The sequence below is a fragment of the Ktedonobacter sp. SOSP1-52 genome (genome assembly GCF_016587395.1).
This window is the reverse complement of record NZ_BNJH01000006.1, coordinates 714,948-735,701: the sequence shown is the minus strand read 5'-3', so window position 1 is coordinate 735,701 and position 20,754 is coordinate 714,948. Positions and strand designations below refer to the sequence as shown.

The following is a 20,754-nucleotide window of genomic DNA, read 5'->3' as shown; positions in this document are numbered from 1 at the left end:
TTTGCTGAAGGCAAGATTTTCTCCTTCAGAAACAGCCTTTTTTCGATACCAACTCCCTTTCATGAAAAAGGAGAGCTTGCTCTATTTTGTTGATGCGTTGCTCACCACTGGAGCCACTGCCTGATAATGCATAACTGCTTCCCTCTTGACCATATGAATTCTTCCTGAGCATCGTGCTTTAAAGCAAATATATCATATTAATCCCATTGATATAAGTTTTAGAGCACGATACTCTTCTTGCAAGAATAGTAATAGAGTTAGCTGCTTAGGATCAACTTTAATGTAATTGTAGTGAGATAGCACGGGCTGCTGTGATAACGTGTGGAAAAACGATATCCTCATCAATGTCTCCCAGGACAATGATGCCAATGCTCGCTTCAGCAGGGCGGCCCGCGACGTGAATAGGGGCCGCGATCCCGCTCGCTCCCTGCTGGATCTCGCTGCGACTGACCGCGTAGCCTTTTTGGCGCGCCCGCGTCACTTGCGAACGCTCCCCACTTTGCGCCTCTCGCCCGGCAAGGATGGCGATGCCTGAGGCCGCCTGGTCAAGGGGATGGCGAAAGCCTGTGCGATATACGACATGCATATGGGTTCGACTGGGTTCTATAGTTGTAAGCACCACGGCTTCACTTCCGTCAGCGACGGTGAGGTGGGCGGTTGCTCCCAACTCTTCGGCGAGGCGGGTGAGTTCAGGTACGGCGGCGCTCTGTAACTGTGGCTGTACGCTACGCGCCAGGTAGATCAAGCCCGTTCCCAGGCGATAACGTCCGTCGTCCATCCGCTGAACCAGGCGATGCTCTAAGAGCGTGTTAAGCAAGCGATATGCTACTGTGCGATGCAGGGCAAGCCTGCCCGCCACCTCCTGGGAGAGGAGCCCTTCTGGCTCCTTCGCCAGTAATTCAAGCACTCGTAATCCCCGATCCAGGGTCTGGACCGTCTCTCCACGTGCTGCTGATGCTTGTGGTTCTAACATATCTCCTCACCTTTCGTGCCTGCAGCGCTCACAGGTATGTGTTATTAGCATAGAATATTGATATTTACCAATATTCTATGCTAATAACACATACCTGCAAAATCTTGACATTTTACGTTGTATGGGGTACACCTAATAGAGGATCTATTATCGGAAAGAGAGTTCGATTATCGAACGTTCTATAGTAGTATACAATGTTGTAGCCCTAAAAGGGAAGGAGCCACGCTCATGGTCGAGCAAGATTTCATGCCCATTCAGAACTTTGACTACATTGAAATGTATGTCGGCGATGCCCGACACACCTCGTATTATTTTAGCCAGGCCTGGGGCTTTGTGCCTGTGGCCTATGCCGGCCTGGAGACCGGCGTTCGAGACCACTCAAGCTATGTCCTGGAGCAAGGCAATATTCGCCTGGTGATTACCGCGCCCCTGAGTCCTGAAGGCGAGATTGCCGAGCATGTACATCTACATGGCGATGGCGTGAAGGATGTGGCTTTCCGCGTTGAGAACGCCGAGCAGGCCTATCGCGAAGCTACCAGCCGGGGCGCCCAGGGTGTTCTAGAACCTGCCGAGCGTCGCGACAGCTATGGTTCGGTCAAGCTAGCTGCAATCAAAACCTATGGCGATACCATTCATACCTTTGTCGAGCGCCAGGATTATAAAGGTGTCTTCCTGCCCGGCTTCAAGCCTCTGGAGAGCAAACAACCACGCCGCGCACGTCCCGCGGGCCTGGCTGGAATCGATCATGTTGTAGGCAACGTTGAATTGGGCAAGATGAATGAGTGGGTCTCTTTCTATGAGCGAATCATGGGCTTCACGCAGATGATCCACTTTGATGATCGCCAGATCAGTACCGAGTACTCCGCCCTGATGTCAAAGGTTATGCAGAATGGTAGCGGACGCATCAAGCTGCCCATCAATGAGCCTGCTCAGGGTCGCAAGAAATCCCAGATCGAGGAGTACCTGGACTTCTACCGCTCACCTGGCGTACAGCACCTGGCTCTGATCACCGACGATATCGTCTCAACCGTACGCAACCTGACGGAGCGCGGCGTTGAGTTCTTGCGCACACCGCAGAGCTATTATGAAGATGTGCTGGATCGTGTAGGTCATATCGATGAGGATCTCCAACAACTGGCAGAACTTGGCATTCTGATCGATCACGATGAGGAGGGCTACCTGCTCCAGATCTTCTCTAAGCCCGTCGTGACACGTCCAACCGTCTTCTTTGAGATCATCCAGCGTAAGGGCGCACGCGGCTTTGGCGAGGGCAACTTCAAGGCGCTCTTCGAAGCCCTTGAGCGTGAGCAGGAGCTGCGAGGCAATCTGTGATATGAAGCTTGTGACCTTTCGCGACAAGCAAATACAGGCAGGGGTGATACGCGACGAGCGTGTCATTCCCCTGCCCTATCCCTCCCTGCTGGAGTTATTGCAGAATCCGCACGGGATGACGAGGGCGCGAGAAGCGCTGGCAACCTCCACGCACGACCTGCCGATCGATGCGGTGAAACTCATGGCCCCAATTCCTGAGCCACCCACCCTGCGCGATTTCTACGCTTTCGAGCAGCATGTCAAGGCGGGTCGTGCCACACGCGGGCTGGAGATGATCCCCGAGTGGTATCAGGTGCCAACCTTCTACTTCTCCAATACCAGCGAGATCTATGGTCCCGACGAGCTGGTTCCCTATCCGACTGGAAGCCAGGAGCTGGACATCGAGCTGGAGATTGCCTGTGTGATTGGGCGCGAAGGCAAGAACATTTCCGTGGAAGAGGCCGAGAGTTATATCGCTGGCTACACAATCATGAACGACTGGAGCGCGCGTGATTTCCAGCGCCTGGATATGAAGCTCAACCTGGGGCCCGGCAAGGGCAAGGATTTCGCGACCTCGCTTGGTCCCTGGCTCGTGACGCCCGATGAACTGGCAGAGCGCCGCTCCGGCAGTGGGGAGAGCGAACGTTACGATATGACTATGCTGGCACGCGTCAACGGACAGGAGATCTCGCGCGGCAACTTTCAGCAGATCTACTATAGCTTCCCACAGATGATCGCCTATGCCTCGCGCAACGCTCGTCTACGCCCAGGCGACGTCATCGGCTCTGGCACTGTTGGCACAGGTTGCTTACTAGAGATTGGTACCTCAGTGCATCCCTGGTTTCAGCCTGGAGAGACAATCGAACTTGAAATTGAGGGTATCGGGATTCTACGCAACACCATTGTCTAGCGCGTTTGCAACGTGGCAGATGTGAATGGTCACACCTGCCAGGAGGACAATAATGCCACCTTATCATCGCCTGGGCAAGATTCCGCCCAAACGGCATACGCAATTTCGTAAGCCAGATGGAACGCTGTACTCAGAAGAGCTGTTTGGAATCGAGGGCTTCTCCAATAACTACTCGAACATCTACCACTACTATCCACCCACGCGAGTAAAGAAGATCGAGCACTTCAGCGAGCGTCACCTGGAGGAGTGGAAGGTCGATGTCCAGCGCCATCATCACCTGAAGACCGCCCAGTTACAGCCAGGCGGCGACGCTGTACTGGGCAATCAGATTCTGATGTATAACCAGGACCTCACCATTGGTATTGCGCTACCAAACGAGCAGATGAACTACTTTTATCGCGATGGTGGCGCGGACACCATGTACTTTGTCCACGAGGGGCGCGGCGTCCTGGAAACAACCTTTGGCCTGCTCCCCTACCATGAGGGCGACTACATCATTATCCCACGCGGCACGACCTATCGCTTTAACATAGGCGAGAACAGCCCACAGAGTCGCTTCCTCATTGTTGAAGCGTACGGAAGTATTCAGCCACCACGTCGCTATCTCAGCCCTAATGGTCAGTTGCTTGAGCACTCGCCCTACTGCGAGCGCGATATTCGCAGACCCGAGGAGCTGGTAACACACACGGAGCAGGGCGAGTTTGAAGTGCGCGTCAAAGTTGGAGATCTCATCTCCAGCTATTGGTACGATTTCCATCCCTTGAATGTTGTGGGCTGGGATGGCTACGAGTATCCCTGGATTTTCAACATTGACGACTTCGAGCCGATTACTGGGCGAGTCCATCAGCCTCCGCCAGTGCATCAGACCTTCCAGGGGCCAAACTTCGTGGTCTGCTCGTTTGTGCCACGCAAGCTCGATTACCACCCGCTCTCCATTCCCGTGCCCTACAACCATAGCAACATCGATAGCGACGAGATGCTCTACTATGTGAACGGCAACTTTGGCAGCCGGCGTGGCATCGAACGCTCTTCAATCTCACTGCACCCACGTGGCATCCCACACGGACCACATCCGGGAGCCGTCGAGAAGAGCCTGGGCGTCGAACGCACCGACGAGTTGGCAGTAATGGTTGATACCTTCAACCCTCTCAAATACACCTCTTCCGCCCATACTATCGATGACAGCAGCTATCCCTATAGCTGGCAGTAACAAGGATAAGATGAGGTGAGGCGCAGCGGCAGCCACAGGCTGCCGCTGCGCCTCACCTCATCTTATCCAGGCGAGCGCCGCAGATGGGAGAAGTCACGCCAACGATACATTGACTATACAATTGCCTTGCGTTGAAAGACTGGCTTCACCGAGCGATCCAGAAAGATATAGCCTAGCGTAATCGCACTCATCAAAATGCCAAAGAGAGGACCAAGCAAGTGTAACCCTTTATATTCAGGCTGCGTTACCAGGAAGAGTTCATATACAATCTCCACGGTCTCATATCCAGCAGTAAACCAGAAGGCCCAGAATTGCAGAGTCCAGAGACCATATACGACCACAAACCCAAGCAGCGCCCCCATGATCAAAGCGATAAAATCACGTGAACCAACAGCAGTAAAAACGAGTAAGCCAAGGCAACTCAGTGCACCACCAAGCTCGAATACAGCCATGGTGGTAATACCCGAGGGACGTTTATAGTGAGCCAGCCTCATTGAGACCTCATACCTTCGACTAGGGGCAACTTCCTCCCCAACCTCCACAGAACATCACATATATCCCTACAATTTATACGCTTTTTTAATCTTTTCGTCAAAACAGGTAGTACTATTATGGGAATGCCCACATATATAAAACCTCTGTATTTACGTCTTCCTGTTTCAATGCACTTTATCTTATGAATGTGTATATGTCTGAAGAATTACTAAAAGGGGCAAGACATGCGAGGCGACTGGTTTAAGAAAAAGGATACGCGACATCCATTCCTGGCACGCCTCTGTCTGCTTATGCTCTTGCTTTATCTACTTCCACTCTCCCCAGCCTTCTCACGCTCAACCCACCTCGCCGATGGTGGCAATCCCTATCACTATACGCTGGAACAACTCCAGGCGGCGCTCCCTCAGCCCATACTGGATAAGCACCCTCAGTGGATCACTATGTACTGGGGTGCCTGGCAAATCCTTACCAAGCATATCCTGGCGGGAACGCCCGAAAATGGCTTTGTGAGCTACTATATGGACCCGGCCTTCAATGGCGACATTTTCCTGTGGGACACCGTCTTCATGAGTATGTTCGCACGCTATGGACGCGACCTCTTTCCCGTCACCGCCTCCTTCGATAACTTCTACCGCAAACAGGATGCCGATGGCTTTATCGCCCGCCAGTTTAAGGGTACTAGCGGGCTGCCCTATCAGGGGAAAAACGATCCCAACTCAATCAATCCACCCATTCTCTCCTGGGGCGAGTGGGAATACTACCAGCTCAGCGGAGACAGCAGCCGCCTCAAGACTGTCCTGCCCAGGCTGATAAAGTTCTATACCTGGGTCAAGACGCATCGCACCAATAGCGACGGCCTCTACTGGAACACAGGCGTGGGCAGCGGCATGGATAATTCTCCTGAGCATACCGTCTGCGACACCTGCTTTGAGCCTGGCCTGGACTGGATCGATATGTCCGCGCAGCAGACCCTCAACGCCCTCTCTATCTCGCGTATCGCCCAGGCGGTTGGCAACACCCAGCTTGCCAGCCAGTTTCAGCAGGAGTACGCCCACTTAAAGAATCTCATCAATCAGCGCATGTGGAGCAAGCAGGATGGCATGTACTATCCCATCAAGGATGGCCAACAACGCCCGGTGAAGACCATTGGCTCATTCTGGCCTCTGCTGGCGCAACTCGCCGACACCAACCAGGTCTCCCGGCTCATTAAAGAGCATCTGCTTAACCCAAACGAGTTCTACCGTGAGCACCCCTTTGCCTCGCTGGCCGCGACCGATCCTCACTATAACGCGGCGACAGGAAACTACTGGAATGGAGGAGTATGGGCGCCAACAAACTATATGGTCGAGCGGGGGCTAAAGCTCTATGGTGAGGAAGATGCTGCCTACCAGGCTGCACTACAAGACATAGACAACGTTTACCGGGTCTACCAGCACACTGGTACCCTCTGGGAGAACTACGCGCCCGACTCGGCATCACAGGGGATTCCTGCTCGCCCCAACTTTGTCGGCTGGTCCGGCAACTTCGCGATCAGCGAACTGCTTGAAGACGTCATCGGCCTGCGCGTCGATGCCCCTACCCATACCCTCAACTGGCGACTGAACCTGACCGAGCGCAATGGTATCACCAACCTACGCTTTGGTCAGAATGTGGTATCACTCGTGGCAGAACAGCGCCAAAACGCCAGCGATACGCCCCACCTGACCGTTCAGGCGCTACAACCCTTCACACTCAACCTCTCGCTCCCCGGGGGAAGACATTCACGCAGACCTTCGCCGCAGGAAAATGGCGCTGGATTCCGGATTCAAAGGAGCTTAAAGGGAGCTAATCCTTATTTGGTTCCTTGATATGAAGGAACAAGAGGATCAACATGTATAACCTTGGCCGCTAGATCTAGAAATTGGTCGTCTTCCTGACGATCGCCTTGTGCTGTTGTCAGAGTCAAGCATCCTGATGCCTGTAGATCCATCTCTTCGCTGTTTTGGGTATCCTGTATGAACTTCAAATGATAAACAATGCCAGTATTATTGAGGCATTGCTGTTTGCCCAGATCTGGGCTTGGCAACTTATATGCTGCTTGATAGAGTTGCTGCACAGCTTTTGCATCAGTCACCGTAATACGCAACTCAGATAGAGAACGAAGGGGAGATGAACGTGTCACATCAAGCGTCGTGGGAACGAGACTTCCAGGAGATGCACATGAATTGACACTACAGAGTAGCAATACACAGAAAAAAGCATATGCCGACAAGCTAACAAAAGCATATCTTCTTTTGCTCAACATATCCTACGCCTTTTTAACCTTTCTAGATATAAATTTTTATAATAATACAAGCTTAACATTAGATATGCAGCAAGACAATAGCTGACAGGGAAAATAGGGTGCATAAAGATGGGAATACGAGCAGTTTGCTCGTATTCCCATCTTTATGCACCCTATCTCGTAGGCACCATAGGCACCCTACCCTTAAAGCAGCTCTTGCAAGAGATAAAGAAACTCATCGAGCTCGATTGGTTTCTTCATGCGCAGAAGCTTTTTGTGCTGTACAGAGATAGCCATGAGATCCGGCATGGCGCTGATCAGGATGACAGGTGTATCATCGTAGCTCTCCATAGAGCGAATGACCTGGTAAAGTGTATAGCCGTCCATATCAGGGAGACGATAATCGCAGACAAACAGATCTAGCTGCGTGCGCTTAATGTGATTTAAGGCATCTTTTCCGGTGGTCGCGAGTGTTGCAGTATGTGGCGTCTCCTGCTTAATGGCCTCGGTCAAAAACAGGCCAATTTCTGTATCATCTTCCACAACCAGAATATTTTTTGCGGTTTTACCGGGCTGTTCTGCATAGTTAAACATGGGCTAGTCCTCTTCTGATGTTGGATAAATCAGGTTATGCTAATCTCACGCGCCTTCTCCGTAAATCGTCTCAAACCTACACCAGAAGTCCTCCCTATTAACCTTTTTCAATTTAAAGCTTCTTATGCAATAAATTATTATCTATTACATTGTCATTCCCAGTCTCGCAGCTACATGGGAATCTGCGGTTGGATAGACCCGTTCAGCGGGCATAATCAACTGATCAAGGGTTCCTGACTCGACATAGCGATGTTGCTCACGCACAAATTGCGAGATATCCTCGATATCAAGAACCCATTCGCGTGCATACTGAGCCAGAACGGGTCCACGTAAACCCAATTGAATGGCCCGACGTTCGAGCTTCGCGCCCCTGGGATCATGATCAGGGTCCCATTGCAAGCGCACATGAGAGGTCTCCAGGGCCTGCTTCCAGGCCTCATGATTTCCATACAACGCTTCCTTATAGGTCGAATGCACAGCCTGCGCCAATATTTCGTCAAAGGCGGCGCGCTTAAGGCATACTGCCAGCACAACCTCCTGGTGCTCTTTCTGCGCCCAACCACTTCGGTACATCATCCACAAAAAATTGGGCTTCACCCAGCTCATGCGCTCCAGCGAGAAGCCTCCGCCAAAATAGCCGCGCCTGGCGGCAAAACGCCCGATGGCTGGCCTGTATGCCTGGTACACTACAACTGATGTCTCGTCATACTGCGCAAGAATGTGCTTGCCCCGCCGAGGCCATACTTTAAGCTGATCTTCGTAACGCTCGGTGAGGAGATGGGTTTCACTCATAAATTGCTCTCCATAAGTATATATTCGCATCAAATATGTTCAATATTTTAATACACTATGAGAAAAAGCGCATCCACATGCACAAAAAATGTCACGAGAGGAACCTCTCGTGACACAGCTGGCGGAAAGTCAAACATGGTAAGAGAATTTTTATGCTTTGTTTTGCCCCAGGTCAACGGTCGCGACAAACCACTTGCCGCCAATCCCCTGACCATTGGTCTGTCCCGCAGCCGAATCGCCGCTATATGTATACAAAGGGTGGCCATTATAGACGACTTGCTTACCGCCATTGGCATTCAGTGTCGCCAGCTGACCCGCTAGCTTGCTACTGGCTTGAGGCGTGTCAGAACCTGAATAGAGGAGTGGTGGCCAGCTCTGCGCGCAGCCATCCGTGCAAGCAACCTTCGATGCTGTGTCAGGCGTGAAATAGTAGAGCGTCATGCCCTTCGCGTCTGTCAGGATGGTTGCGGCCTTGCTCTCAATCGTGGCTGAGGCCGTCTTGATCACGACACCGCTTGTTCCACCACTATTCCCTCCATTACCATTGCCATAGCCATACCCATCCCCTCCAGTCGTAGGCGTGGGAGTCACAGCGTTCGATTGAGGAGTAGTAGTATACGCGTTAGAACCGTTATCGCCGTTGGCTGTACCACTACATCCCGCCAGGAAGAGTAGCAACACAAACACCATACTATAAAGAAGAGTATGTCTTCGTAAGCTCATAAAATGTATCCTCCAAAAAATACGGGCCTTTAAGCCTTGAATGCAGGGACTGTCGACATATAGAAGCGAATCACTTCACATTGAATGAATACATCAGCTTCCTGAATTACACCTGAAAGGGGAGTGATAATATGGTCAGGGGTGGTCAAGTTGACAGAAGTGCTCTATGATATAAGCAGAAATTTTCAGCGACAAAGGGAGAAGGCTAGAGCCGTGTGTAGCACGGTGTGAGCCATTGTATGTAGACACGTACGCCAGTAGTGTCGGTCAGCTCCCCAGCTCCGTTGCAACTATAGAGGACATAGACAAGATGCTTGAACACATGCGGGAAATGGGCCTGGATTTCTCTAAGCCCTGGTACATTCAATGGACATGGGACCCCATCTTCCTGGTCTTCCTCCTGGTCATTATCGGTCTCTACCTGTACGCCATCGGTCCCTATCGGACAATGGTCCATCCCCAGGCGCAACTCAAGCGCGGTCAGACCATTGCTTTTTTCCTGGGTGTCTTTGTGCTCTTCGTGGCACTAATTTCGCCTCTCGATACCTTTGCGATGGTCTCCTTCACGGGTCATATGACGCAACACCTGCTAGTATCGCTCATCGTCTCGCCTCTCCTCGTGGTCGGTATCCCCGAGTGGCTGGCACAGGTGATCTTAAAAGGCAAGTTTGCGCAGATGACCTGGAAATGGCTTACATTCCCGTTTATCGCGCCTGTGCTCTTCAACGCCAATATCTGGCTCTGGCATGCACCACCCATTCTCAATGCCATGATGTCCAACCATAACCTGCACGCACTGGCCCAGGTCTGCTACCTGGTTACCGGCATTATCTTCTGGTGGCCGCTCTTTGGCGCCAGAGTCGAGCGTGCCTATGAGCTCAATCTGCTGGAGAAGATGCTCTACATCCTGCTCAGTGATATGCCCATGGTGGTCATTGGCGCTGGCCTGACCTTTATGCAGCCCCTTTACGACATCTACAAGCATAATCTAATCGGACTCTCGCCCGTCACAGACCAGCAACTGGGCGGCTCTATCATGTGGATTCCTGGCGCTATCTTCATGATCGTGATGGCCAGTATCCTCTTCCTGCGCTGGATGCTCCAACTAGAGGCCAGGCAGAAAGAGACCGACGCGGCGCTCGCCTTAGCCCTGGAACAAGGCATGGAAGACGAAGAGGAATAGATACCACTTAATCACAACTGTAAAGAGGCCGGGTGCCCAGGCACCCGGCCTCTTTACAGTTGTGATTATAATCTACCCCTTCAGGCCGCTTTGTCTGTAACCCTCAACGATGTAACGCTGGAGCACGAAGAAGACGATCACCAGGGGCAGAATCGCAATGGCCGCACCGATAAACAACTCATGCAGATTGAGTACCTGCGCATTCAGGAAGTTCGAGAGCACGACCTGCACGGTATAGGCTGTAGGGTCCTGACCAATCACCAGGGGCCAGAGGAAGGAGTTCCAGCTGGCAATAAAGGTAATCACGCTTAAGGCCGCAATGATGCCATAGGAGTTAGGCACCACAATACGCCAGAAGACGCCCCAATACCCCAGACCATCCACACGACCCGCCTCCTCCAATTCATGCGGAAAACTCAGGAAGAACTGGCGAAACAGGAAGGCCGTAAAGCCGCTAAAGACGCCGGGCACCACCAGGCCCTGCAAGGTGCTGACCCAGTTGAGATACGATACGACAACGTATACTTCAACGAAGATGACCGCGAAAGGAATCATCAGCGTGAGCAGGACAGCGTAGAGAATCGCGTTTGACCAGCGATAGGGGATACGCGCCAGGCCATAGCCAGCCAGGGCGGAAATCAGAATCTGCCCCGCCGTCTGCAAGATAGCAATCGAGGCCGAGTTTTCCAGCCCGCTGATGAAAGGCACATCGGGATCACTGAACAACTCTTGAATATTCTCGAAATGAAGGGCGGAGGGAAAGAAAGTCCAGTGGGGCGAGGTAATTTCAAGATCCGTCGCCAGGCCATTTCTTACAATCAGATAGAACGGCAACAGGAAGATGAGCGCCAGGATCACAAGCGCCGCATAGCGTATGATGGTCCAGATGACTTTACCAGGAGAAACACTCGTTCTCTGGCGTGCGCCAACGGATGGAGATTGTACGGTCTCTGAGGTGGATGCTGCCATACCCTTTTCCTTTATTCTCTGCTAGGATTACTACTGCTGATGAGAAATTTCAGTTGCGCACTTAATCACGTGTGCCAAAGCCCAGTAAACGTCCCTGGACCAGGCTAAAGATGATGATAATCAGCGTGAGGATAATGCCGCCCGCGCTACCGGTACCGTAGTTTTGCCCGGTCAAAGCCACATTATAGAGGTAGACCAGCGGAGGACGCGCCAGAATCGAGTTTCCACCCGTCATAATGTTGAAAAACTCATCAAAGGCCTGGAAAGCGGCGATCACGTTGAGCAAGAGCACGGAGATAGAGGCATTACGTAGTAAAGGGAAGGTGATGGACCAGAAGGACTGCCAGCCTTTCTTCGCACCATCGACATATGCCGCCTCGTAAAGCTCGCGCGGAATGTCCTGCAACCCGGCAATAAAAATGATCATGTAAATGCCGATTTGCAGCCAGAGACGCACCGTCGTCAGCACCAACCAGTACCAGGGGGGATTCGGACTGGAGATCCAGAGAATAATATCGAGGCCAAAGGCATGACGAATAGCGTTCGCCAGGCCGTAGGTCGAGCCATTAAAGATGCTCATCTTCCAGATAATCGAGGCCAGGACATAAGAGCAGGCCGTGGGCAAAAAGAAGACTGAGCGGAAGAAGCTCTGGGCAAATTTTATACTATTGACCAGGAGCGCTAGGCCAAGCGAGCAGGCAAAGGTCGCTGGCACAATGAAAAAGGCGAAAATGGTAAAGACCAGCAGGGCATGCGTAAAGTCAGGATCCGTGAGCATCGTAATATAGTTTTGTAAGCCCACAAACTTGGTCGGGGTGATGGTCGCGCGCGCATCGGCGAAGCTGAGGATAACGCCCCAGATAATGGGAATATAGAAAAAGATTACTAGCCCAAGAATCAAAGGGCCAACAAAGCTCCAAAAGACCAGTGTCGTCCGGCGTGAGTGTCGCCGTATACGCTTCTGGGCACTCAGTTCCATCTCACGCGCGAGCTGCGCCTCGGGGGCCGAAGAAGTAGTAAGAGACTTCATAAGTTCATCCTTCCATAAGCAGAGCTTTCCAATTCTTGGAAGCATGGGGAGGCTCCACTTTCTCAGGAGAGCCTTCGCGCCTGCGGCGCTCAAGGGTAAGGGGTGTGCGCGGAAAATGACTTTGCCATTTTCCGCGCACACCCCTTACCCCGAAGACTCGCTACGCGAGCCGAGGCAAGAGCCGGAAGAGATTTGGAAGACCCCGCTTCCATAAGGGCCTGGAATTGACAAGTTGAATTACCCAGTTAGAGAGGGCTTTCCAGGCTCTTAGAACTAGCTGAGCTCTTTCTGCAACTCGCTGTTGCACTTCTCAGCCGCGGCATCCAGGGTCGCCTTGGCGTTCTGGCCAGTCTTGACGATCTGACTGACCGCGTTCTGCAAGGCTGTATCCATAGCAGCGTTCCAAAGAGGGGAGACCGCGTGTCCATACTTATTCAGGATGTCCACGGCGTCCGCGGCCTGGCCTTGCGTCAGTTTGTCGGTCTGGGCGGAGGTGCTAATGCGCGGAGGCACATGGAAACCATAGCCCACATTCCAGTCCTTCTGGATCGTGCTATTGGTAACCCATAGCCACTTCACATAGGCCTTAGCCGCGTCAAGATTCTTGCTCTTGGCGCTGACCATCTGCGCCCAGCCACCATTGATGGTCGCGGGCTGGCTCTGAGCGTCAAGCGCAGGGAAGGGGAAGACGCCAAAGTCATCGCCAACCGCGCTCTTCTTGATAAGCGGCATCGCCCAGAGGCCACACCACTGCATCGCTACCTGGCCTTGCTGGAAGGTCGAGGAGTCCCACCAGAAGGTAGGCGCATCCGGCAAAATGCCACCAGAGGTACTCAGCTCATGCAATTTCTGATAGGCTGCGGCCATACGATCCGTATTAAACGCGATTTTATTATCCGAAGAGAGGTAATCGCCACCAGAGGCCCAACCAGCAATGAGGTAGAGCGCGTTTACGCCTCCATCGGGACCAACATAAATACCCTTGCGATCCGACGTCGTCAGCTTTTTGGCCGCGGCAATCAGATCATCTATCGTTTTAGGAATGTCCAGGCCAGCCTGCTGGAACATACTCTTGCGATAGTAGACAAAGGTGGGATCATTGATCATCTTGATGCCGTAGACCTTGCCATTGACAGTAAAGGGTGCCAGCGAGGCAGGCTTGAAGTCGCTCTTCACATCGGCAATGATATCATCCAGCGGGGCCAGCAGACCAGCTTTGACCTGGTCAAGGGAGAGAGATGAATTCTCAAATACGTCTGGGGGATTAGAACCGAGCAAAGCCGAACGCACCTTGTCCGGATATTCATTGCCCGTGCCAGGCAGCCAGCTCACCGACACCTTAGCTTTGTCATATTGCTTGGCATATTTGAGGACGGCATCGTGAGTGCCAGGCTCTCCATACTGGTGATACCACTGCGTCAAGGCAGGAAGATCGCTGCTACCACCACTACTACCACTGCCACCGGTACCGGCGCAGGCCGCCAGCAGAGAGCCGCCCAGCATCATAGAACCAGAATATTGCAGGAATCGACGGCGAGAGAGATCCGCGCGGATACGCATGTGAGACATAGGTTAAGCTCCTTGTCACTATTTCAGTACGACAATGTAACCGAAAGCTATTCCCTCAACCTTGCAAATACTGAAGGAATAACCAACAAGCTTATAAGTATTCCGTGCTCTCACATAAATAAACAAATGCACATATGCTTATACACATCTGGTAGAAAGAAAATGTGCATTATTGTTCGGTAAGAACAACATCCAGATCACATGCCTTTCTACTAATCATATGATTAATAGCACACGTGAAATGCTATGTGAGAGATGGAGAGAAAGTATTACCTTTTCACAAAACTTTGTAGCGCTGCGCTACATTGAACAGCTAGAACTTAAAGTTTATCATTTTCGATGCAAGCCGTCGAAAAATACTCGTATTCCTGGCAGAAAAACCGTGTCGCATACTGACGTCTATCAGGCAATCCTGATACTGCTGCCTGTATTCCAAATCGGCTATAATTAAGCTATAATGTTCTGGCCAGGAAGTATAACCACCACCTTCTATTGACGCATCTCAATTCTTAATTCCCACTTGTAAGATTAATAATAGCATTTTCTTCTGACTTTTGTCAATGAATGATAATAGTTTTTTGCAGGAAAAGAGGTGCAGGGAAATGCAACTACAACCTATCGGACGTAAAAAGATTCGTGCGATCAATCAAAACATGCTGCTTAATCTTATTCGCATGCATGCGCCCATCTCGCGCACACAGTTGCAAAAAATCTCTGGCTTAAGTCAGGGGACGGTGGTGAGCTTAATTACACAACTCATTGAGCGCGAGCTAGTCATCGAAACGGGTATGGCTGCCTCAACGGGTGGTAGAAAAGCAGGCCTGCTAGAACTCTCTCCCCAGGGAGCCTATGCCATTGGCGTTCACCTTATGGAGCATCATATAATTGCTGCTCTCCTGGATCTACAGGGAGAGATCCATACCATTGAGGCTATTCCGCTGCACCTGCGCGATCACGGAGAAGAGGCGGTCGCCCTGATCGCCTCATGCGTAGAGCAATTTATCGCAAAGAGTGGTGTTCCCCGGCAAAAAATTATTGGTCTCGGCTGTGGAATTTCGGGTCCCGTGAATCGCCTGACGGGCATAAACGTCGATAGCTGGATTCTCAATTGGCATCAAATTTCTATCCGCCAACCTCTATCAGAGCGCCTGGGCATACCCATATTTGTTGAGAACTCAGTGAACTGCCTGGCAAGCTATGAGAAGCTCTATGGGCGAGGAGAAACATGTAGCGATTTCCTCGTTATCTCCCTGGGGCGAGGACTGGGGCTGGCGACCGTCCTGAATCACGGTATTTACAGGGGCACAAAAGGCATCGGGGCCGAATTTGGTCATATTCCTCTCTTCAACAATGGCCGCCTTTGTGAATGCGGCAACCAGGGCTGCCTGGAAGCATATGTGGCGGACTACGGCATTGTCGAAACCTACCGTGAACTGGGAGGAAGTATCGAACCTCTCCAGCGTGAACAGGTGGACGAGCGTATCATCGATATCCTCTACAAGCGCGCACAAAATGGTGATGCCGCAGCCATTCTTGCCTTCCATCGCACCGGCAGATTTCTCGGGCTGGGAATCGCCTCACTCGTCAATCTCTATAATCCCGCCTGTATCATGATAGACGGAGGAGCTGGCCATCGAATCGAACTCATGCGCGACACGATGCACGCCACTCTGGAGAAACATATTTTCTCTCAGCTAGGACAGGGTCTAACTATGCTCATCGATACAGATACAAACATGGACAACTGGGCGCGTGGCGCGGGCTGCCTCGTCTTGCAAGATTTTTTTGCCTTGACGATCCAGGTTCAGCCTTTCCTTTAAACCACATCCATAGAAGACATTCTTGCGCGACCTCGATTTCTGTGCTATTTCATGCTACACTGCTATAGTAGGATGGTTAAACATCCAGAGCGAGCTTACAAATTACATAGCGCATGTTTTGTGGCAAATGGTGGATTGATAATAGCACAACACCTATGCTAGAGAGGATATGCCCTCCTTATACACACTCCCCATAGAAGACCAATGTCCCGATATTCTTCATTCAGATAGGCTGACCTTCCATGATGCTATCTGAATGCGGAAAGGAAAGAGAGGCAACGTCATGACTTGGACTGTACAGGCTATTGAACGAGCGCAGAGAACTGTTCAGGCAACCGAAGTCCTTCGCCAACATGCGGCAACCATTGCCAATGTCTGTAGCGAGACAGAAGGAAATCAGATTATCGTAGCAATGGTCGAGGTGGATGGCTCCTTCGCTGGCACACAGGTTATTCCCCGCGCTGAACTACAAAATCAACTTGAAATTCTTGAGATACAGGAACACAAGTGGGTGCTTGCGCTCTCCCCCAGTTCTTCCATTCATGACATTGAACGGCGCTGTGCTGATATAGGCTACTTCGCCAATCGCAGGCGCTCCGCCATCCAGCGTCGTCTGGATCAACAGCACTAGCACTCACTCCTACACTCCTACACAATTGCGGCACAGCTAATAGTCATAACAAGAGAGAGCTATCTCAGGCGAGATAGTTCTCTCCTGTGACCTCTGTTTACCAGGTTATCCCCTTACGCCATGATACGGCTTGTATCCTTAAACCTACCTCACCAATGGATATCTCCATGTTCGCCGGCTTTGGTGAAGAGGCCCACGTGGCCGAACTGGCCGCCAGGGGAGGCGAAGAACTACTGGCCTATCCCGCTGGGATGATCCTCAACCTTCTTCCGAGGTCCCGTTTGCTGCCAGATCACCGGAGAGCAGGATGGTGTTTCCGTCGGGGTCGTCGATCAGTGCAAAGTACATCCCGAAGGAGGTCTTGTAGGGAGCACGGCGGCCCTGGTAGCCAAAACCGGTAAGTTCGGCGTACTTTGTATCCACCGCTTCCTGTGTCTCCAGGTAGAATTCCAGAACGGAGCGGTAGCTATCGGCTGCTTCCAGGTGTCCTTGCTCATCCCCGCTGACAAACCCGGGGTCCCAACGAGAAGGATTAGAGTCCAGGAAGAAGGTCAGCCCGCTTCCCATTTTAACTCCAACATGCGTCTGTTTTTCGCTCCCCTCGGGAATGGCCAGACCAAGCCGCCGATAAAATTCCAGTGCTTTGCTCATATCCTGGGTGATTAGGCCGAGCATGTAGAGTTCAAGTGCCATGATGCGTATTCCTTTCGCTTCATATGAATGACATGAGAGTTCATCTCGCTTTATCATCAACTTCGTGCTTCTATGATAGAGCAAAAGGAAGAAGGGAATCTTGCCTATTCTTGCGCATCCTGGTACAAATATGCGCGGATTTACTCCTGCTGCCGAAAGCCTCGTGGAGTGAGGCCGAGATAACGCTTGAAGATCCGGGTCAAATGGCTCTGGTTGGCGAATCCACTCTCTAATGCAATGTGCGCAAGGGGGTCATCAGTCTTTTTGAGCAGGTGTTGTGCTCTCTCAACCCGCTGGCGCAGCACAAATTGGTGTGGGCTCTCCCCTATGGTCTGCCGGAATAAGCGGGCAAAATGGTAGGAGCTGAAGCCAGCCTGTTGGGCCAGGGCCTCCAGCGTGAGATCCTGGCTAAGGTGAGCCTGAATGAAGTCGGTCACACGTTGCACTTGCTGGCGTGTCAGTCCCTGTGACCTCTCTTGTATGTGTATTGGCGCGCATGTATAATACTGCAAAAGGTGTACTGCGAGCATCTGGGCCGCGGTTTGGGCATAGAGTTTTCCCGCAGGGGCCGGCTGCTCCAGCTCTCGCCACAGCGCAAACCCAATTTGTGTCAGCAAGGGATCCTGGAAGCCTGAGCGCCCAATCAGCGTCAGGCGGGCGGGATCATAGTCAGCCACCTCCTTCGCAGTTCGCGCAAACAGATCTTTACTCAAATGGAGATGGAGGGTCTGCGTTGGTTCGGAGGTCAGGCCGTTCCAGCGCAACTCGCTGGGCACGCTCCCATCGGGAGCCAGCATCAGATCTTCCGCACGCATGACCCCTCCCTTCCAGGAGCCATTCACAGGGCGACGCTCCATATACATCGCCCCACCAGCGAACAGCACCAGGGGAATATGGGGCATGTCAGGGTCAGACTCAATAAACCCCTCAAACTGCATTGGCTCATGATATGCACGCGCGACCAGTCCATCCCAACCCATCTCCTCGCTAGAGAGAAAAAGTATTGGAGGAGTTGACTCATCCGAATGTGCTGGTAGAGATGTGCGCCGAGAAACCGCAAACTTTTCAGCCAAAGTAGTCCCTCACTTCTTTTACTCCATACACATTAAGTTAAGAGTTTCCCCGTCCATGCAAGAGTGGATTACGCGAGAAGCTCGCCGTCCATACAGGTGTGAAAGATATGTTTGCCCTTCAGAAGCATTTCCTTTCGCACCTGCATGGGCGTGGGAATTAAGCAACTACTCTCAGGCTTCAGCGCGTATATGGAGGAGGCAGCTCGCGTATGAACCGCGACGCAGTGGCAGCTCCAGTCCTCGCCCCATGAGCGCGGCCCCCGAGAGGACGATCTCTGGTGCAGAGGCATTGCCCAACTCTCGCACGCGATACTGCGTCGCTGGCTGTAGGCCCTGTAAGCGCAGGAAAGGGAGTGGCTCCCAGAAAGGGTTGCTGCGCCGGAAGGCAAAGAGCACCGCTTCACTGCCGTCGGGCGCGACACTCGTGACCGCCGCAAGATCGCCTTTGCTGGTCGTCGGCGAAAGGAGCCAGTACTGATCGCCATCCTGTACCAGGTGGCGAATCGATTTGTAGACGGCGATCCAGCGGGCAGCTTCCGCGAGGTCATCATCGCTCCAATGCAGCAGGTGACCACCGATCCCAAGCGCACCCATCATGGCGACATGAAAACGGTACTGTACGGGGATCTCATTTACCATGCGGTCATGCGGCATATCAGTCACCCAGGCCCCCATCACGCGACCAGGCAGAATATGCGAGATGCCTTCTTGAATAAAGAGGCGTGCGTCAGGATGTGTATTATCGCTCGTCCAGACCTGGTCTGTACGCCGGAGCACGCCCAGGTCGGCCCGCCCCCCCCCGAGGAACAGGACTCGATGCTTAGCTCTGGATGGCGAGCCCGTAAGGCATCCAGAATAGCATAAATGCCCTGTGTATGGCGCACCCATATCTCACGCGCGTCCCCGCCTTGCGCGACGTATTCAGGCCAACCCGGCTCCGCAAGGGGACGGTTCATATCCCACTTGATAAAATCTATCGCATTTTCGGTGAGCAATTGATCCAGCACCGTGAGCAGGTACGCCTGCACGTCCTGGCGGCCCACATTCAAGACTAACTGGTTACGCGCCTCGCTACGTGGGCGCTGCGGGAAATGATAGATCCAATCTGGGTGTAAGCGGTACAGGTCGCTATCAGCGTTCACCATCTCCGGCTCTACCCACAAGCCAAACTGCATGCCCAATGCCTTCACGCGCTCGATAAGCGGACGCAGACCATGGGGAAACTTCTGCGGATCGACGCGCCAATCGCCCAGACCAGCTCGATCATGCACACGCCCTGGGAACCAGCCATCATCGACGACGAAGAGCTCCACACCCAGCCCTGCAGCACGTTCGGCCAGCAAGCGTTGTCCCTCTTCAGTCACATCGAAGGTCGTGGCCTCCCAGGAGTTATACAACACAGGACGCGGCTGGCTAGCCTGCTTTTGCGGCAAAACCTGCTCACGAACATAGCGATGCAGGCGACGGCGTACTCCATTCATGCCATCAAGCGTAAAGCCCGCTACAAAATCGGGCGTGGTAAAACTTGTTTGCGCGGCCAGTGTCCAGGCAAAATCATGCTCGTGAATGCCGCCCCCAATCGCGGTGGCCCCAGTGATCGTTGTTGCTATGCGCAAGGCCCAGTTACCACTCCAGGCCAGCGTACCAAAGTAGACCTCTCCTTGCTGCTCATTGGCCTGGGTATCCAGCGCGAACCAGGGATAGGCATGCGAGCCCGTTACCCCTTTACGCGACTCCAGCAGCGTCGTACCAGTCACAACCTGCTGCTGCTGGAGGCGGCTCTCACCTGCCCAATGTCCCCCTAATGTGCTCAGCCGACGTGGCACGACCTGGCGTGGCAGATGCCAGACTGCGGAGAACACGCGCTCAAGCACAATGGGATCCGCGCTCTGATTGGTAAAGCGCGCGGAACGAATGATGACATCGTTCGCGACATCTACCTGGTACAGCAGAGCAACCTGCAAAGGATAGACCGCATCCTGTAAGAGAATGCGCAATGCAGGCAAACCGTCTTGCTCACCAATCTCGGCATCATGAAAGCGGAGGTCAGCATCGCGTGTCTGGTCAGCGAAAGTGATCTTCGCGGCCAGTTCGCCAAAGCGTAGCCCACCAAACGCGGGATATTCTTCAGGTGCGAGCGCCAGACTGACATCCTGCGATGATCTGTCAGGCGGCATAGATGCTGCGGGGATATCGGAGAAGAAGGCGAGGCGCGCCCCCCAGTAGAGATTGAGCACATACTCCTCCTCTGTAACCCCCAGCGCGTATGTACTATTCTCCGTCACCAGCAGCCAGCTCCGCTGCGTTGGTTGTTGGTGAATACCGGTCGTTAAAATATCTGAAGCGCCAGGTGTCTTCTGGTGCCATGATGTGGCTGATTGCTCTAGCATGCTATATCGTCTTCCTCATTTGCTTTTTTATCGAACCAGATGCCGGTGGTTGGCGAATGGAATAAGGCCTGGGACCTCAGTATATCACGGATATTGGAGTGCTGGGGCGCTTGACGAGCTTCCCA

General features: G+C 52.6%; 19 protein-coding genes and 1 pseudogene. 7 read left to right on the top strand and 13 right to left on the bottom strand.

Annotation, left to right across the window (positions count from 1 at the left end; genetic code table 11):
- Positions 1-277 precede the first annotated feature (277 nt).
- Positions 278-973 (bottom strand): IclR family transcriptional regulator, encoded by a 696-nt coding sequence (locus JMJ16_RS48390; RefSeq protein ID WP_201393345.1) that lies wholly within the window; start codon positions 971-973, stop codon positions 278-280.
- Between the two features lie 228 nt (positions 974-1,201).
- Here JMJ16_RS48390 and hppD point away from each other — a divergent pair, with 228 nt between their 5' ends.
- Genes hppD through JMJ16_RS48375 form a run of 3 tightly spaced genes read left to right on the top strand, consistent with a single transcriptional unit; the run spans position 1,202 to position 4,404 of the window.
- Positions 1,202-2,305 carry a 4-hydroxyphenylpyruvate dioxygenase gene (gene hppD, locus JMJ16_RS48385; protein WP_201393343.1) on the top strand — a complete coding sequence of 368 codons (1,104 nt, stop codon included), beginning with the start codon at positions 1,202-1,204 and terminating at the stop codon, positions 2,303-2,305.
- A 1-nt stretch (position 2,306) separates the two neighbouring features.
- Positions 2,307-3,194 carry a fumarylacetoacetate hydrolase family protein gene (locus tag JMJ16_RS48380; RefSeq protein WP_201393339.1) on the top strand — a complete coding sequence of 296 codons (888 nt, stop codon included), beginning with the start codon at positions 2,307-2,309 and terminating at the stop codon, positions 3,192-3,194.
- Positions 3,195-3,246: 52 nt separating this feature from the next.
- Complete coding sequence (locus JMJ16_RS48375) at positions 3,247-4,404, top strand: homogentisate 1,2-dioxygenase (protein WP_201393337.1); 1,158 nt, start codon at positions 3,247-3,249, stop codon at positions 4,402-4,404.
- 113 nt (positions 4,405-4,517) lie between these two features.
- On the opposite strand, the gene JMJ16_RS48370 is transcribed toward JMJ16_RS48375, so the two are convergent.
- A complete protein-coding gene (locus JMJ16_RS48370; protein ID WP_201393336.1) occupies positions 4,518-4,898 on the bottom strand; it encodes a hypothetical protein in 381 nt (126 codons plus the stop codon).
- A gap of 225 nt (positions 4,899-5,123) precedes the next feature.
- Here JMJ16_RS48370 and JMJ16_RS48365 point away from each other — a divergent pair, with 225 nt between their 5' ends.
- The gene (locus JMJ16_RS48365; RefSeq protein ID WP_201393334.1) at positions 5,124-6,746 is read left to right on the top strand and encodes a trehalase family glycosidase; all 1,623 of its coding nucleotides are present in this window, start codon (positions 5,124-5,126) and stop codon (positions 6,744-6,746) included.
- Here JMJ16_RS48365 and JMJ16_RS48360 read toward each other — a convergent pair.
- From JMJ16_RS48360 to JMJ16_RS48345, 4 genes are all read right to left on the bottom strand, one after another.
- Positions 6,731-7,183 carry a hypothetical protein gene (locus tag JMJ16_RS48360; RefSeq protein ID WP_201393333.1) on the bottom strand — a complete coding sequence of 151 codons (453 nt, stop codon included), beginning with the start codon at positions 7,181-7,183 and terminating at the stop codon, positions 6,731-6,733. The genes JMJ16_RS48365 and JMJ16_RS48360 overlap by 16 nt on opposite strands.
- Before the next feature lie 183 nt (positions 7,184-7,366).
- Entirely contained in the window at positions 7,367-7,756 is a 390-nt protein-coding gene (locus JMJ16_RS48355) for a response regulator (RefSeq protein ID WP_201393330.1), read from the bottom strand.
- A gap of 144 nt (positions 7,757-7,900) precedes the next feature.
- Positions 7,901-8,548 (bottom strand): DUF4291 domain-containing protein, encoded by a 648-nt coding sequence (locus JMJ16_RS48350; protein WP_201393328.1) that lies wholly within the window; start codon positions 8,546-8,548, stop codon positions 7,901-7,903.
- Positions 8,549-8,698: 150 nt separating this feature from the next.
- Positions 8,699-9,271 carry a hypothetical protein gene (locus JMJ16_RS48345; protein ID WP_201393326.1) on the bottom strand — a complete coding sequence of 191 codons (573 nt, stop codon included), beginning with the start codon at positions 9,269-9,271 and terminating at the stop codon, positions 8,699-8,701.
- A gap of 310 nt (positions 9,272-9,581) precedes the next feature.
- Here JMJ16_RS48345 and JMJ16_RS48340 point away from each other — a divergent pair, with 310 nt between their 5' ends.
- On the top strand, positions 9,582-10,454 hold the full coding sequence (locus JMJ16_RS48340; protein WP_201393324.1) for a cytochrome c oxidase assembly protein: 873 nt from the start codon (positions 9,582-9,584) through the stop codon (positions 10,452-10,454).
- A 72-nt stretch (positions 10,455-10,526) separates the two neighbouring features.
- Here the strand turns inward: JMJ16_RS48340 and JMJ16_RS48335 are convergent, their stop codons facing one another.
- The 3 genes from JMJ16_RS48335 to JMJ16_RS48325 form a co-directional block, all read right to left on the bottom strand.
- The gene (locus tag JMJ16_RS48335; RefSeq protein ID WP_201393322.1) at positions 10,527-11,423 is read right to left on the bottom strand and encodes a carbohydrate ABC transporter permease; all 897 of its coding nucleotides are present in this window, start codon (positions 11,421-11,423) and stop codon (positions 10,527-10,529) included.
- Positions 11,424-11,484: 61 nt separating this feature from the next.
- A complete protein-coding gene (locus JMJ16_RS48330; protein ID WP_201393320.1) occupies positions 11,485-12,453 on the bottom strand; it encodes a carbohydrate ABC transporter permease in 969 nt (322 codons plus the stop codon).
- Between the two features lie 273 nt (positions 12,454-12,726).
- Positions 12,727-14,022 (bottom strand): ABC transporter substrate-binding protein, encoded by a 1,296-nt coding sequence (locus JMJ16_RS48325; RefSeq protein WP_201393318.1) that lies wholly within the window; start codon positions 14,020-14,022, stop codon positions 12,727-12,729.
- A 602-nt stretch (positions 14,023-14,624) separates the two neighbouring features.
- On the opposite strand from JMJ16_RS48325, the gene JMJ16_RS48320 reads away from it, so the two are divergent.
- Positions 14,625-15,842 carry an ROK family transcriptional regulator gene (locus JMJ16_RS48320; RefSeq protein WP_201393316.1) on the top strand — a complete coding sequence of 406 codons (1,218 nt, stop codon included), beginning with the start codon at positions 14,625-14,627 and terminating at the stop codon, positions 15,840-15,842.
- A 283-nt stretch (positions 15,843-16,125) separates the two neighbouring features.
- Complete coding sequence (locus JMJ16_RS48315; protein WP_007920962.1) at positions 16,126-16,473, top strand: hypothetical protein; 348 nt, start codon at positions 16,126-16,128, stop codon at positions 16,471-16,473.
- 258 nt (positions 16,474-16,731) lie between these two features.
- On the opposite strand, the gene JMJ16_RS48310 is transcribed toward JMJ16_RS48315, so the two are convergent.
- From JMJ16_RS48310 to JMJ16_RS48295, 4 genes and pseudogenes are all read right to left on the bottom strand, one after another.
- Positions 16,732-17,166 (bottom strand): VOC family protein, encoded by a 435-nt coding sequence (locus JMJ16_RS48310; RefSeq protein WP_201393314.1) that lies wholly within the window; start codon positions 17,164-17,166, stop codon positions 16,732-16,734.
- A gap of 140 nt (positions 17,167-17,306) precedes the next feature.
- Positions 17,307-18,239 (bottom strand): AraC family transcriptional regulator, encoded by a 933-nt coding sequence (locus JMJ16_RS48305; RefSeq protein WP_201393312.1) that lies wholly within the window; start codon positions 18,237-18,239, stop codon positions 17,307-17,309.
- A 171-nt stretch (positions 18,240-18,410) separates the two neighbouring features.
- The gene (locus JMJ16_RS55315) at positions 18,411-18,635 is read right to left on the bottom strand and encodes a GH36 C-terminal domain-containing protein (protein ID WP_236601068.1); all 225 of its coding nucleotides are present in this window, start codon (positions 18,633-18,635) and stop codon (positions 18,411-18,413) included.
- Between the two features lie 144 nt (positions 18,636-18,779).
- A pseudogene (locus JMJ16_RS48295) lies at positions 18,780-20,629 on the bottom strand (alpha-galactosidase); the annotation flags it as partial.
- Between the last annotated feature and the right edge of the window lie 125 nt (positions 20,630-20,754).